General features: G+C 73.3%; 12 protein-coding genes. 8 read left to right on the top strand and 4 right to left on the bottom strand.

Annotated elements, in window-relative coordinates; all coding sequences use genetic code 11:
• The first annotated feature begins 1 nt into the window (after position 1).
• The 5 genes from ACFXG1_RS27345 to ACFXG1_RS27325 are packed head-to-tail and all read left to right on the top strand — an operon-like array spanning position 2 to position 4,989.
• Entirely contained in the window at positions 2-1,537 is a 1,536-nt protein-coding gene (locus ACFXG1_RS27345; RefSeq protein WP_384723825.1) for an ABC transporter substrate-binding protein, read from the top strand.
• Positions 1,534-2,499 carry an ABC transporter permease gene (locus tag ACFXG1_RS27340; protein WP_384744971.1) on the top strand — a complete coding sequence of 322 codons (966 nt, stop codon included), beginning with the start codon at positions 1,534-1,536 and terminating at the stop codon, positions 2,497-2,499. The genes ACFXG1_RS27345 and ACFXG1_RS27340 overlap by 4 nt, the downstream gene beginning before the upstream one ends.
• Positions 2,496-3,368: an ABC transporter permease gene (locus ACFXG1_RS27335; RefSeq protein ID WP_384712982.1), complete on the top strand. Its 873-nt coding sequence runs from the start codon at positions 2,496-2,498 to the stop codon at positions 3,366-3,368. Before ACFXG1_RS27340 ends, ACFXG1_RS27335 begins: the two co-directional genes overlap by 4 nt.
• Positions 3,365-4,171, top strand: coding sequence for an ATP-binding cassette domain-containing protein (locus tag ACFXG1_RS27330; protein ID WP_384744969.1), 807 nt, complete (start codon positions 3,365-3,367; stop codon positions 4,169-4,171). Before ACFXG1_RS27335 ends, ACFXG1_RS27330 begins: the two co-directional genes overlap by 4 nt.
• Positions 4,168-4,989: an ABC transporter ATP-binding protein gene (locus ACFXG1_RS27325; protein ID WP_384744967.1), complete on the top strand. Its 822-nt coding sequence runs from the start codon at positions 4,168-4,170 to the stop codon at positions 4,987-4,989. Before ACFXG1_RS27330 ends, ACFXG1_RS27325 begins: the two co-directional genes overlap by 4 nt.
• Before the next feature lie 13 nt (positions 4,990-5,002).
• Here the strand turns inward: ACFXG1_RS27325 and ACFXG1_RS27320 are convergent, their stop codons facing one another.
• From ACFXG1_RS27320 to ACFXG1_RS27310, 3 genes are all read right to left on the bottom strand, one after another.
• The gene (locus ACFXG1_RS27320; protein WP_384712988.1) at positions 5,003-5,701 is read right to left on the bottom strand and encodes a gamma-glutamyl-gamma-aminobutyrate hydrolase family protein; all 699 of its coding nucleotides are present in this window, start codon (positions 5,699-5,701) and stop codon (positions 5,003-5,005) included.
• Between the two features lie 105 nt (positions 5,702-5,806).
• Positions 5,807-7,282, bottom strand: coding sequence for an ethanolamine permease (eat, locus tag ACFXG1_RS27315; RefSeq protein ID WP_384712991.1), 1,476 nt, complete (start codon positions 7,280-7,282; stop codon positions 5,807-5,809).
• Positions 7,283-7,427: 145 nt separating this feature from the next.
• Complete coding sequence (locus ACFXG1_RS27310; RefSeq protein ID WP_384712994.1) at positions 7,428-8,261, bottom strand: FadR/GntR family transcriptional regulator; 834 nt, start codon at positions 8,259-8,261, stop codon at positions 7,428-7,430.
• 143 nt (positions 8,262-8,404) lie between these two features.
• Here ACFXG1_RS27310 and ACFXG1_RS27305 point away from each other — a divergent pair, with 143 nt between their 5' ends.
• The 3 genes from ACFXG1_RS27305 to ACFXG1_RS27295 are packed head-to-tail and all read left to right on the top strand — an operon-like array spanning position 8,405 to position 12,003.
• Positions 8,405-9,769 carry a glutamine synthetase family protein gene (locus ACFXG1_RS27305; protein WP_384712997.1) on the top strand — a complete coding sequence of 455 codons (1,365 nt, stop codon included), beginning with the start codon at positions 8,405-8,407 and terminating at the stop codon, positions 9,767-9,769.
• Positions 9,770-9,827: 58 nt separating this feature from the next.
• Positions 9,828-11,195, top strand: coding sequence for an aldehyde dehydrogenase family protein (locus ACFXG1_RS27300; protein ID WP_384744963.1), 1,368 nt, complete (start codon positions 9,828-9,830; stop codon positions 11,193-11,195).
• A 4-nt stretch (positions 11,196-11,199) separates the two neighbouring features.
• Entirely contained in the window at positions 11,200-12,003 is an 804-nt protein-coding gene (locus ACFXG1_RS27295) for a 3-oxoacyl-ACP reductase (protein WP_384713003.1), read from the top strand.
• Positions 12,004-12,050: 47 nt separating this feature from the next.
• On the opposite strand, the gene ACFXG1_RS27290 is transcribed toward ACFXG1_RS27295, so the two are convergent.
• Positions 12,051-13,253 (bottom strand): amino acid deaminase/aldolase, encoded by a 1,203-nt coding sequence (locus tag ACFXG1_RS27290; protein ID WP_384713006.1) that lies wholly within the window; start codon positions 13,251-13,253, stop codon positions 12,051-12,053.
• Positions 13,254-14,582: the final 1,329 nt, after the last annotated feature.

Below are 14,582 nucleotides of genomic sequence, written 5' to 3'. Positions count from 1 at the left end.
TATGAGCGCCACCGCCCGCACCCGCCGCCACGCCCTGCCCGCCGTCACCGCCGCCGCCGTCGTCCTCGCGCTCACCCTCACGGCCTGCGGCGGCGACCCGGTCGGCGGCTCCGCCGGGACCGGGAAGCACGACCCCGACGCCACCGTCACCATCGGCTCCCTCTACGAGCCGCAGAACCTCGACAACACCGCGGGCGGCGGCCAGGGCGTCACCGAGGCCCTCCACGGCAATGTGTACGAGGGCCTGTTCCGGCTCACCGACACCGGCAAGGTCGAACCCCTCCTGGCCGCCTCGCACCAGGTCTCCCCGGACGGACTGACCTACACCTTCACCCTCCGCGACGGCGTCACCTTCCACAGCGGCAAGAAGCTCACCGCCGACGACGTCAAGCACAGCCTGGAGCGGGTGATCGCCCCCGACTCCCAGTCCGCCCGGAAGAAGAACCTCTCCGTCGTCAAGACGGTCACCGCCCCCGACCCGAAGACCGTCCGCGTCACGCTCTCCCAGAAGTCGATCTCCTTCGTCTACAACCTGAGCTACGTCTGGATCGTCAACTCCGAGGCCGGGGACCTCCGCGCCGACGCCGACGGCACCGGGCCCTTCCGGCTCGGGAAGTGGACCCGCGGCTCGTCCCTCGGACTCGACCGCTTCCCCGGCTACTGGGGCGAGAAGGCCGCCAGCAAGAAGGTCGTGCTGCGCTACTTCAAGGACGCGTCGGCGCTGAACAACGCCCTGCTCAGCAATGGCGTCGACCTCGTCACCAGCCAGCAGTCGCCCGATGCGCTCGACCGGTTCGAGAACAACCCCCGCTACCGGGTCACCGAGGGCGACTCCACCACCAAGCTGCTGCTCGCCTTCAACGACAAGGCGAAGCCGTTCACCGACGTCCGGGTCCGCCGGGCCGTCGCCGCCGCCATCGACGACAAGAAGCTGCTGGAATCCGTCTGGGGCGGTCGCGGCAAGCTCATCGGCTCCATGGTCCCGCCCACCGACCCCTGGTACGAGGACCTCACCGGCACCGACCCGTACGACCCGCAGCTGGCGAAGAAGCTGCTGGCCGAGGCCGGTCACCCCGACGGCTTCACCTTCACCCTCCAGACCCCGTCCTACGACCCGCACCCCACCGCCGCCACCTTCATCGCCGCCCAGCTCGCCGACGTCGGCATCAAGGTGAAGATCGACACCATCACCCCGGACGAGTGGTACACGAAGGTCTACAAGAACAAGGACTTCGACGCCACGCTCCAGGAGCACGTCAACGACCGCGACCTGGTCTGGTACGGCAACCCCGACTTCTACTGGGGCTATGACAACCCGCAGGTCACCCGCTGGGTCGAGGAGGCCGAGCGGTCCGCGACCGCGGCCGGGCAGACCGAACTCCTGAAGAAGGTCAACCGCACCACCGCCCAGGAGGCGGCCAGCGAGTGGCTCTACCTCTACCCCCAGATCGTCGTCGCCGACAGCCGGGTCTCCGGCTACCCGCTCAACGGCCTGAACTCCCAGTTCTACGCCTACGACATCAAGAAGAACCGATGACCCGTTACGTCCTGCGACGCCTGGCCTTCCTCCTGGTGTCGCTGGCGCTGGCCACCGTCGTCCTCTTCGTCCTGCTGCGGATGCTGCCGGGCGACCCGGCCAACGCGCTCACCGCCGTCGGCGCCACGGACGAGCAGATCGCCGCCGCCCGCGCGGCGATCGGCTCCGACCGCCCGCTGCCCGAGCAGTTCGTCCACTGGATCGGACAGCTCGTCCGCGGCGACTTCGGTACCTCCTTCGTCAGCTCCCTCCCCGTCGGCCCCGAGATCGCCACCCGGCTCCAGGTCACCCTCCCGCTCACCTTCGCCGCGTTCCTGCTGGCCGTCGCCGTCGCGATCCCCGCCGGGTTCGTCGCCGCCCACCGGCGGCACACCTGGTACGGCGCCCTGCTCAGCGGGGTCTCCCAGCTCGGCATCGCGATCCCGGTGTTCTGGCTCGGGATGATCCTGGTCGCCGTGCTCGCGGTCAACGCGCGCTGGTTCCCGTCGGGCGGCTTCCCGCCCGACGGCTGGGCCGACCCCACCGAGGCCGTCCGCGCCCTGACCCTGCCCGTCATCACCGTCGCCCTGGTCATGAGCGCGTCCCTGATCCGGTACGTACGCTCCGCCACGCTCGACGTCCTCGACAGCGACTACCTGCGCACCGCGCGGGCCCTCGGCGCCACCTTCCGGGGCGCGATGTGGCGGCACGGGCTGCGCAACGCCTCCGTACCCGTCATCTCCGTCCTCGGCATCGAACTCGCCTCCACCCTCCTCGGCGCGGTGGTCGTGGAGTCCGTCTTCGCCCTGCCCGGCCTCGGCTCCCAGCTCACCACCGGCATCAGCCAGCACGACTACCCCGTCATCCAGGGCGTGCTGTTCGTCTCCACCCTCGCGGTGCTGCTGATCGGCTTCGCCGCCGACCTCGTCCAGCGCGTGGTCGACCCCCGGCTGCGGTCCGGACTCGCGGGAGGCTCCCGATGACCACCGTCCCCACCACCGCGGCCCCGGCCCCGGCCGTCGAAAAGGCCGTCGGGGCCCGCAGGTCGTACACCCTGATCACCGGCGTGGTACTCGCCGGATCGATCGCCCTGCTCGCCCTGGTCTCCCTCTTCTGGCTGCCCTACGCCACCGACGACACCTCAGGGGGACGGCTCGCCCCGCCCGGCGGCGACCATCTCATCGGCACCGACAAACTCGGCCGCGACCTGCTCACCCAGGTGATGAACGGGGCGAAGATCGCGATGCAGGCGGGCCTCGGCTCCGTCCTGATCGCCGCCGCGCTGGGCACCGTACTGGGACTGCTGGCCGCCTTCGCGCAGGGCTGGCTCGACGACACCCTCTCCGCCTTCCTCGACCTGCTCATCGCCTTCCCCACCCTGCTGCTCGCGATGCTGATCGTCGCCGCCCGCTCCGGCAGCCTCGGCTCCGCGATCCTCGCCATCGGCATCGCCCAGAGCGCGGTCGTGGCCCGCCTCGTGCGGGTCCTGGCCAAACGCGTACTCGCCCAGGACTTCATCACCGCGTCCCGGACCTCCGGCACCGGCTGGACCAGGATCGTCACCGGACACGTCCTGCCCAATATCTGGCCCACCCTCGTGGTCAACCTGGCCCTCCAGTTCGGCCTCGCCGTCCTCGCCGAGGCAGGCCTGTCCTATCTGGGCCTCGGCGCGCCGCCGCCCAACGCCTCCTGGGGCCGGATGCTGCTGGACGCCCAGGCCACCTTCACCACCGCGCCCGCGGGCGCCCTCGCGCCCGGCATCCTCCTCGTCGTGCTCGTCGTCGGCGTCAACCTGATCGCCGACGGACTGCGCGACACCCTCGACCCCACCAGCCGCGGAGGACGCGCATGACCCCCCTCCTCGCGGTCCGCGAGCTGACCGTCCGCACCCGGACCGGCCGTACCCTCGTCGACCGGCTCTCCTTCACCGTCGCCCCCGGCGAACGCCTCGGCCTCATCGGCGAGTCCGGCTCCGGAAAGTCCCTGACGTCCCTGGCTGCGCTCGGACTGCTGCCCGAAGCCCTCACCGCCGACGGCAGCGTCGAACTCGCCGGGACCGAGATCGTGGGCGCGTCCGAGAAGCGCCTCACGGCCGTCCGGGGACGGGACGCGGCGATCGTCTTCCAGGAGCCGCTCACGGCGCTCGACCCCCTGATGCGCGTCGGCAACCAGATCGCGGGACCGCTCGCCCGGCACCGAGGGCTCAAGGGCACGGCCCTGCGGAAGGCCGTCACCGAGGAGCTGGAGCGGGTACGGCTCCCCGAACCCGGCCGGATCGCCCGGTCCCGCCCGCACGAACTCTCCGGCGGCCAGCGGCAGCGCGTCGCCCTCGCCATGGCACTGGCCTGCGAGCCCCGGCTGCTGATCGCCGACGAGCCCACCACCGCCCTCGACGTCACCGTCCAGGCCGAACTGCTGGAGCTGCTGGACGCGCTGGTCCGGGAGCGGGACATGGCCCTGCTGTTCATCAGCCACGACCTGGCCGTGGTGGCGGGCGTCGCCGACCGGGTGCTGGTGATGAAGGACGGCCGCGCCGTCGAGGAAGGGCCGGTACGGGACGTCGTCACCGCCCCCGGCGACCCCTACACCGCGGCGCTCGTGGAGAGCGCGCGGACGCTGGAGAACGCCCTGACGGGACGGAGGACGCCCCGATGACCGCAGCCGACGGCCGTACGCCCCCCGACATCACCGCCGCCACCACCGCCGCCGATGCGGGCGCCCTGCTGGAGGCCGACCGGGTCTCCTACGCCTACCGGGGCGGCGGCGCCCCCGTCCTCACCGATGTCTCCCTCGCGGTCCGCCCCGGTGAGAGCCTCGCCGTCGTCGGCGAGTCCGGCACCGGCAAGACCACCCTGCTCCGGCTCCTCCTCGGCCTCGCCCGCCCCACCGCCGGAACCGTCCGCTACGACGGCGAAGAGCTGCGCCCCCGCGACCGGGCCCGGACGCGGCACTTCCGCCGGGGTGTGCAGTGCGTCTTCCAGGACCCCTACGCGTCCCTCGACCCGCGCCGCCGCGTCGGCGACTCGGTCGCCGAACCGCTGCGCTCCCTCGGGCTCGCGTCCCGGCGCGACGCTGCTCCCCGGGTGGCCGCCGCGCTCACCGCCGTAGGACTGCCGTCCGACGCCGCCGACCGCTATCCACACGAGTTCTCCGGCGGGCAGCGGCAGCGCGTCGCGATCGCCCGCGCCGTCGTCTGCGACCCCCGGGTGCTGCTCGCGGACGAACCCGTCAGCGCGCTCGACGTCACCACCCGGGTCAAGGTCGTCGAGCTGCTGCGCGAACTGCGCGAGGAACGCGGACTGGCGCTGATCATGGTCTCCCACGACCTGTCCGTGGTGGCGTCCCTCTGCGACCGTACGGCGGTCCTCAGCGGCGGCCGGGTGGTGGAACAGGGCGAGACGGACCGGGTCCTGACCGCCCCGGAACACGCCTATACGGCGCGGCTCGTCGCCAGCGTGCCCCGGCTGTTCTGAGCCGCAACGCCGCTCAGGGGCCGCTCCGCCGCCCGTCCGCCGCCCGGACCAGTGCCTCGGTGATCGTGAGGTCGTCGCCCATCTCCGGATGCCACTGGACGCCCAGGACCCAGCCGGGGCCGGGGAGTTCGACCGCCTCCACGGTGCCGTCGTCGGCGTGGGCCGAGGCCGTCAGGGGCGGGGCGAGACGGTCCACCGCCTGGTGGTGGTAGGTGGGGACCTCCACGGGCGCCGGGGCCAGGGCGTCGTACAGCGTGCCCGGGACCGGGGTCACCCGGTGGCTGCCGAAGACGCCCTCGCCGCCCGTATGGCCCTCGATGTGCTGGGTGAGGGTGCCGCCGAGGGCCACGTTCAGGAGCTGCATGCCCCGGCAGATCCCGAGGAGCGGGGTGCCCGACTCCAGCGCCGCGTCGATCAGGGCCAGCTCCCAGACGTCCCGGTCGCGCGCGGGCGGCCCGGTCCTGGCGTGGGGCTCGGCCCCGTACCGTACGGGTTCCACATCGGCGCCCCCCGCGACGACCAGCCCGTCGAGGCGGGCCACCGCCTCCCGCGCGGCGCCCGGTCCCGCGTCCGGCGGCAGCAGGGCCGCCAGTCCGCCCGAGCGCTGCACCAGCTGCGGATAGGCGGCCGGGAGCAGCGCGGCGGGCAGCTTCCACACCCCCCACACGGCCGGGTTCAGATACGTCGTGACGCCGATCAGCGGCTTCGGCACGGCCATCCCTCCTTCGTCCGTCCGTCCGGCTGTCCCGATCTTGCTCCGGTCCTGTTCCGGTCCTGCTCCGGTCCTGCTCCGGTCCTGTTCCGGTGCGGTGCCCCGTCAGTCGTGTCGCAGCTCCGCCTCGGCGGCGGCCAGGGCGGCGAACTCCTCCTCCGGGGCCTTCGCCACCAGATGGTGACGGCTGTAGAGGGCGAAGTAGGCGAGGGCCACGCCGTAGACCGCCACGGCGATCAGCGCCGCCTCCTTGTCCACCAGGAACGTCGCCACCAGCGCCGAGAGCGCGAGGACGAAGGCGACGGACGAGGTGACCGTGCCGCCGGGGGTGCGGTACGGGCGGTGCAGGCCCGGCTCGCGCCGCCGCAGCACGATATGCGAGAGCGCCATCAGGGCGTAGCTGATGGTCGCCCCGAACACCGCCATGTTCAGCATCCGTCCGCCGTCGCCGGTCGAGGCGGCGAGGGCGAACCCGATCGCGCCCGGGACCAGCAGCCCGAGATAGGGCGACCGGCGGCGGCTGGTCAGCGACAGGAACCGGGGCAGATATCCGGCGCGGGAGAGCGCGAACAGCTGCCGGGAGCCCGCGTAGACGAGGGAGAAGAAGGAGGCCACCAGGCCCGCGAGCCCCGCGTAGTTGACGAACCGGCTGAGCGCCGTCGGGTCGCCGTGCCCCTGGAGGGCCACCACCAGCGGGTTCCCCTCCTCCTGGATGATCGCGGAGCCCCGGGCCCCGGTCGCGGCGAGGAAGGTCACCACGGCCAGCAGCACCAGGACGCCCATGGCGATCGCCATCGCCCTCGGCAGCGACCGCACCGGGTCCTTCGCCTCCTCGGCGGCCAGCGGTACGCCCTCCACCCCGAGGAAGAACCACATCCCGAACGGGAACGCCGCCCAGATCCCGAGGAGTCCGTACGGCAGCCACGAACTCGCCCCGAACGCGTCCCCGTCCACCGGGATGTCGTCCAGCCGGGCCGCGCTGAAGTCGGTGAACGCGCCGATCGCGAAGATCAGCAGCGCGGCCACCGCGATAGCGGTGACGACCAGACTGAACCGCAGGGCCTCGCCCACGCCCCACAGATGGATCCCGATGAAGACGGCGAAGCAGGCGAGATAGACCGGCCAGCCCGACTCCAGACCGAACAGGCCCAGCGATTCGACGTAGTCGCCGATGAAGATGGAGATCGCGGCGGGCGCGAGGATGTACTCGATGAGGATGGCCGTCCCCGTCAGAAAGCCGCCCCAGGGGCCCAGGGCCCGCCGGGCGAAGCCGTAGCCGCCGCCCGCGGTCGGCAGGATCGCGGAGAGTTCGGCGAGGGCGAAGACCAGACACGCGTACATCACGCCCATCAGGACCATCGCGACGGCGAGCCCGCCGAAACCCCCCTTCGACAGACCGATGTTCCAGCCGGAGAAGTCCCCGGAGACGACGTACGCCACACCGAGACCGGTCAGCAGCAGCCATCCCGCGCTGCCCCGGCGCAGCATCCGGCGCCGGAGGTACGCGTCGTCGTCGGGGGAGTTCCGCCGGGGGAGCGTCGGTTCCGGGGACTCGGGTCTGCTGGTGGTTCCTTCGGCCATGGTGGATCACTCCCGGCATTCAAAGGTTTAGGGCGACACCTTTGCGGTACGTCCGGGAGTTGCGCAAGACCTCTGCGGCGATGTCGTCCGCGCGGGGCGGTACCGGGGCCCTCCTCCGGGGCGGTGCCTCGGGACAGGGATTGCCTCAGGACAGGAATCCCCGCAGCAGCGCCGCCGTACCCGCGCAGTGCTCGCGCATGGTCTCCCGCGCCCCGTCGGCGTCCCCCGCCAGTACCGCATCGACCACCGCCGTGTGCTGCCGCTGGGAGTGCTCCAGGTTCCGGACCAGGAGGGGGATGCAGTCCAGCAGGTCGTTGAGGCCGGCCCGGACCGCCGCGTACCGGCCGGCCAGCGACGGCGATCCCGACAGCTCGGCGAGGGTGAGATGGAGGAGGGTGTCCCGCCGCCGGTACTCGGCGAGCGGCGCGTCGTGGGTGGCCGCCAGCGCCGCGCGCAGCCGGTCGGCGCCCTCGGCCGTCAGCTCGTGCGCGGCGCACAGTCCGGCCGCGCCGACCTCCAGCACCTCCCGGAAGCGGAGGGTGTCCTCCACGTCCCTGCCCGCCAGCCTGCGCCGCAACTCGTCCTCGCCGTAGGCGTCCGGGCGGGGCAGGACGAACGTCCCGCCGTAGCGCCCGCGGCGGCTCTCGACCAGCCCCTGGTCGGTGAGGACCTTCAGGGCCTCCCGCAGCGTCACCCGGCTGATCCCCATCAGCTCGGCCAGCTCGCGCTCCGCCGGAAGCCGCCCGCCGGCCGGGACCAGGCCGAGCCGGAGGAGCTGGAGGATCTGCTCCAGCGCCTCCTCGAAGCCGTTGCCCGCGCGCACCGGCCGCAGCACGGCCGCCGCCCGGTCCTGAACGTCCGCCGCTTCCGGCCCGCCCGCGGTGTCCGTCGCGCCCGTCGCACCTGCCACGTGTGCCGCGCCTGCCGCGCCCGTCGCGCCGTTCACGGTCGCGTCCGCCGTCTCATCCGTCGCCCCCATCACTCGTGCTCCGCCGGGGTGTCCGCCGTCCGCGGTTCCCCCGTGCGCGTTGCCGTTCGCGCCACGTCGTCGTTTCCTCTTCCCAATCAATGGTCTTCAGCAATACCTTATGGCTCCCGGCCGACCCAAGGAGGCGCGAACCCGTGGCCGACCGAACACCCCCGCTCGCCGTCGGAGAGCTGCGCGCCCTCGTCGCCGACGGGACCATCGACACCGTGGTCCTCGCCTTCCCCGATATGCAGGGACGGCTCCAGGGCAAGCGGTTCGCCGCGCCGTTCTTCCTCGACGAGGTCCTGACCCACGGCACCGAGGGCTGCGACTACCTGCTCGCCGTCGACACCGAGATGAACACCGTCGACGGCTACGCCATGTCCTCCTGGGACCGGGGGTACGGCGACTTCGCCATGCGCCCCGACCCCGCCACCCTGCGCCGTGTGCCCTGGAACGACGGCACCGCCCTCCTCATCGCCGATCTCGCCCGGAGCGACGGCGGCCCCGTCGACGCCGCCCCCCGGCAGGTACTCCGCCACCAGCTCGCCCGGCTCGCCGAACACGGCTGGACCGCGAACGTCGGCACCGAGCTGGAGTTCATCGTCTTCAAGGACACCTACGAAGAGGCATGGGACCGCGACTACCGCGGACTGACCCCCGCCAACCAGTACAACATCGACTACTCGGTGCTCGGCACCGGCCGGATCGAACCCCTGCTGCGCCGGATCCGCAACGAGATGACCGCCGCCGGAATGACCGTGGAGTCCGCCAAGGGCGAGTGCAACCCCGGCCAGCACGAGATCGTCTTCCGCTACGACGAAGCCCTCGTCACCTGCGACCAGCACGCCGTCTACAAGACCGGCGCCAAGGAGATCGCCGCCCAGGAAGGCGTCTCCCTCACCTTCATGGCCAAGTACAACGAGCGCGAGGGCAACTCCTGCCATATCCATCTCTCCCTCGCCGACGCCGACGGCACCAATGTCATGGCCGGGAACGGACCCGGCGGAATGTCGCCCGTGATGCGGCACTTCCTCGCCGGACAGCTCGCCGCCCTCCGCGAGTTCAGCCTGCTGTACGCGCCCAACATCAACTCGTACAAACGGTTCCAGCCGGGATCCTTCGCCCCCACCGCCGTGGCCTGGGGACACGACAACCGCAGCTGCGCCCTTCGGGTCGTCGGCCACGGCCCGTCCCTGCGCTTCGAGAACCGGCTCCCCGGCGGGGACGTCAATCCCCATCTGGCCGTCGCCGGACTCGTCGCCGCCGGTCTGTACGGCGTGGAACAGGAACTGGAACTCCCCGAGCCGTGCGCCGGGAACGCGTACACCGCAGGACACGCCCGGGTGCCGGCCACCCTGCGCGAGGCCGCCGAACTGTGGGAGACCAGCGCCGTGGCCAAGGCCGCGTTCGGCGCCGAGGTCGTCGCCCACTACCTCAACATGGCGCGGGTCGAACTCACCGCGTACGACGCCGCCGTCACCGACTGGGAACGCCGCCGCTCCTTCGAACGCCACTGACCCGTCCCGGCCCGCCTCCGGCCGGCCGGTACGGCTCCGCACCCCCGAAAGGAACGCCGTGCACGCCGCGTACCACGAGGTCCTCAACCCGGCCACCGGCGCACTCGTCGAGAAGGTCGCCGCGACCTCGCCCGCCGAGGTCGACACCGCCGTCGCCCGCGCCGCCGCGGCCCAGCACATCTGGGCCGCCGCCGCCCCCGCCGACCGGGCCCGGCTGCTGCGCCGCTTCGCCGCCGTCGTCGACGACCACATCGAGGAACTCGCCCGGCTGGAGGTACTCGAAGCCGGACACCTCATCGGCAACGCCCGCTGGGAGGCCGGGAACGTCCGCGACCTCCTCGACTACAGCGCCGGGGGAGTGGAACGCCTCACCGGCCGGCAGATCCCGGTCGCCGGGGGCCTCGACATCACCCTCCTCGAACCCCTCGGCGTCGTCGGCGTCATCGCCCCCTGGAACTTCCCCCTGCCGATCGCCGCCTGGGGCACCGCCCCCGCGCTCGCCGCCGGGAACGCGGTCCTCCTCAAACCCGCCGAGACCACCCCCCTCACCGCCCTCCGGCTCGCCCGGCTCGCCCTGGAGGCCGGGCTCCCCGAGCACCTCTTTCAGGTCCTGCCCGGCGCGGGCGACATCACCGGCACCGCCCTCGTCGACCACCCCGGCATCGCCAAGATCGTCTTCACCGGGTCCACCCGGGTCGGCAAGAGCATCATGGCCCGCTGCGCCGGGACCGTGAAGCGCGTCACCCTCGAACTCGGCGGCAAGAGCCCGAACATCGTCTTCGCCGACGCCGACCTGGAGACCGCCGTCGCCGCCACCCCCATGTCGTTCCTCGACAACAGCGGCCAGGACTGCTGCGCCAGGACCCGGATCCTCGTCGAACGCTCCGTCCACGACCGCTTCATCGAACTCCTCACCCCCGCGATCGAGGCCGTCACCGTCGGCGACCCGGCCGACGAGACCGTCCGGATGGGCCCGCTGATCTCCCGCGCCCAACTGGACCGGGTCCGCTCCTACGTCCCCGACGACCTGCCCGGCATCCGCGGCACCGCACCGGACGGGCCCGGCTTCTGGTTCCCGCCCACGGTCCTCACCGGACTCGACCCCGCCGACCCCGCCGCCCGCGACGAGATCTTCGGACCCGTCGCCGCGGTCATCCCCTTCGACGACGAGGCCGACGCGATCCGGCTCGCCAACGACACCGACTACGGGCTCTCCGGATCCCTGTGGACCCGCGACATCGGCCGCGCCGTCCGCGTCTCGCGCGCCGTCCGCGCGGGCAACCTCTCCGTCAACTCGCACTCCAGCGTCCGCTACTGGACCCCCTTCGGGGGCTACCGCCAGTCCGGCCTCGGCCGCGAACTGGGCCCCGACGCCCTCGCCGCCTTCACCGAGACCAAGAACGTCTTCTTCAGTACGGAGGTCTGACCCCATGACAGTGCCCCCTTCCGCCGCGGGCTCCCCGGCTGTCTGCCGCCGCCTCGTGGGCCGTACCGCCGTCGTCACCGGCGCGGGCAGCGGCATCGGCCTGGCCACCGCGCGCCGCCTCGCGTCCGAGGGCGCGCACGTCGTCTGCGCCGATATCGACGAGACCGCGGGCAAGGCGGCGGCCGACGAGGTCGGCGGGCTGTTCGTCCGGGTCGACGTCACCGACCCCGAGCAGGTCGAGGCGCTCTTCAAGACCGCGTACGACACCTACGGCTCCGTCGACGTCGCCTTCAACAACGCCGGTATCTCACCGCCCGACGACGACTCCATCCTCACCACAGGCCTCGAAGCGTGGCAGCGGGTCCAGGACACCAACCTCACCTCCGTCTACCTCTGCTGCAAGGCCGCCATCCCCTATATGCGCCGCCAGGGCCGCGGCTCCATCATCAACACCGCGTCCTTCGTGGCGATCATGGGCGCGGCCACCTCCCAGATCTCGTACACCGCGTCCAAGGGCGGCGTCCTCGCCATGTCCCGCGAACTCGGCGTCCAGTTCGCCCGCGAGGGCATCCGGGTCAACGCGCTCTGCCCGGGACCCGTCGACACCCCGCTGCTCCGGGAACTCTTCGCCAAGGACCCCGAGCGCGCCGCCCGCCGGCTCGTCCACATCCCCGTCGGACGGTTCGCCCGGGCCGACGAGATCGCCGCTGCGGTCGCCTTCCTCGCAAGCGACGACTCCTCGTTCGTCAACGCCACCGACTTCCTGGTGGACGGCGGGATCTCCGGGGCGTATGTGACACCGCTGTAGGGGACGCCGGTGGTGCCGTGCGGCCGGCCGGCGGTACGGCACCACCGCTACAGAAACGTCCGGCCCTCGCCCCGGTACGTCGGCACCGAACCCACCACCCGGTCGCCCTCCACCAGATGCAGGACGTCGAACCGCTCGCACAACTCCCCGGCCTTGGCGTGCCGGAACCACACCCGGTCCCCGATCAGCAGATCGTCCGCCGGGGAGCCCAGCAGCGGTGTCTGCACCTCGCCCGCCGCCTCCTGCCGGTCGTACCGCAGCCCCGGCGGCAGATACGGCTCCGGCAACCGGTCCCGGCCCGCCGGACCCGACGCCGGATAGCCCCCGCCGAGCACCGTCACCACCCCCACCCCCGGCCTGCGCACCACCGGCAGGGCGAACAGGGCCGCCGGACGCCCCGAGAAGGCCGTGTAGTGGTCGAAGAGCCGGGGCACGTAGAGCCCCGAACCCGCCGCGATCTCCGTCACCGCGTCCTCGGCCGCCGTGTGCTGCACACTGCCGGTCCCGCCGCCGTTGACGAACTCCAGGTCCGGCACCACCGCGCGGACCGCCCGTACCGCCTCGGCCCGCAGCGCCACCAGCTGACGGCGGGCCGTCCGCTGCATCAGCCGGACGCCCCGGGACACCACGGGATACCCCTCGACCGCGTCACCGACACCCGCGACATGCCCCTCGTACGCCATCAGCCCCACCAGCCGGAACCCCGGCCGCCGCGCCACGGACCGCGCCACCTCCGCCAGCCTCTCCGGGGTGTGCAGCGGGGAGCGCCGCGCCCCCACCCGGATCCGGCCGCCCAGCAGCCGCAGCGCCGTGTCCAGCTCCAGACAGACCCGGATCTCCTCCGTGCCGCCCGCGCGCGCCGCGTCGATCAGCTCCAGCTGCGCCGGATCGTCGACCAGGACCGTCACCGCGGCGGCGAGCTTCGGATCGGCCGCGAGTTCGGCGAACCCCGCGCGGTCCGCCGACGGATACGCCAGCAGTACGTCCCCGAAACCGGCGCGCGCCAGCCAGATCGACTCCGCGAGCGTGAACGACATCACCCCGGCGAAGCCGTCCCGGGCCAGCGCCCGCTCCAGCAGCGCCCGGCAGCGCACCGACTTGCTGGCGATCCGCACCGGCTTGCCGCCCGCCCGGCGGACGAGGTCCGCCGCGTTGGCGTCGAACGCCGTCAGATCGACGACGGCGAACGGCGCGTCGAGATGGGCGGTGGCCCGGTCGTAGCGGGCCCGGTCCGCTGCGCGGTGAGTCATGGCCAGAGCCTGCCAGACCCGATTACCGCGGGGTAGGGGGACGATCGGGGCAGATCAGCCGTTCCCGGGGGGAGGCTCCTCCTCCGGGTCCCTGACCGCCCGCGACACCCCGTAGAGTGACGCACGCGCGGAGACGAACAAGCATGCTGCGAGGGGCGATCCGACGAAGGTGCGGATACGGGAGATCGGGGGCGGCATGAATACGGAGACATCCGACTCCACCGGCCGGAAAGCCCCGCCGCCCGAAAACGACGCGGTCGGCGCCGCCGCCGCCACGTCCGCGCCCCGCTCCCGGATCACGGATGCGGTGCTTCCGCCGGAGCCGGAGCCGACGGAGGCGCTCACGGCCCCGACGGGTCCGTCCGGCGCCCCCACCGACCCCTCCGCCCGCCGCCCGCCCGCCGCTTCGGCGTCCTCCTCGGCCCGGCGCGACGAGCCCACCCGCCCCCTGCGCACCCCGCCCCCGCGCGACAAGGCGACGACCCGCCTCAGAACCACCCCGCCCCACCCCCGCACCCCCGACGACGCCCCGCGGCCCCCGGACCCGCGCCGGGCCGCGCCGCGCGAACCGGGCGCGGGAGCCGGTGCGGGAGCCGGTGCGACGGATACCGGGAGCCGGGCCGCCACCGCCCCACCCGCGACCGGCCCTTCGGCTCCGCCCGCACCGTCCGGCGACCGCGCCGCGCCGGCGGCGCCACCGCTCCGGCCCGGTGCCCGTACGGCGTCCGACGCCGCCGCTCCGGCGCGACCGGGCGCGCCGGGATCCGTACCGCCGGATCCGGCCGTACGCTCCGGCACCACTCCTCGGGGGCCGTCGGCCCCCGCCGCGGCGCCGGGGCCCGCGCCCGCCGCTCGTACGGCGGCTCCGCCCGCCCCGGGCGAGGGGCGATCCGTCCCACCCCGGCCCACCACGGCACCCGGCGCGCCCGCACGCGGCACAGCTCCCGGCCCCCGCCCTTCGGGTGTCGCCGGTGTACGCCCGGGTACACCTGACGCACCCGGCGCTTCGGGCCCCGGTGCCGGCGCGGGTGCGGCGCCTCCGGCCCGTTCCGTACCGATGCCGACCACGGCTCCGGGTGCGGCTGAGACTTCCCGCGCCGCAGGCCCGGATGCCCGTACGACGCCTCCGGCCCGCTCCGTGCCCATGCCGGCCACGGTCCCCGGTTCGGGGGTTCCGGGCCCACGTCCGGGTACGGCCGCCGCGCCGGGTGCCACGGCCCCCGGTGCCCGGAGCCCGGTGCGGCCCGCGCCCGGAGGCCCCGCCGCCCCGGCGCGGCCGAGCGCGCCCCCGCCGCCGGGGCGCGCGCCCGATACCGTACGGCCGCGTCC

Origin of the sequence: Streptomyces sp. NPDC059248 (assembly GCF_042753905.1) — a bacterium.
GTDB lineage: Bacteria > Actinomycetota > Actinomycetes > Streptomycetales > Streptomycetaceae > Streptomyces.
The sequence above is the reverse complement of the archived record's forward strand: the minus strand, read 5'-3'. Positions and strand labels throughout refer to the sequence as shown.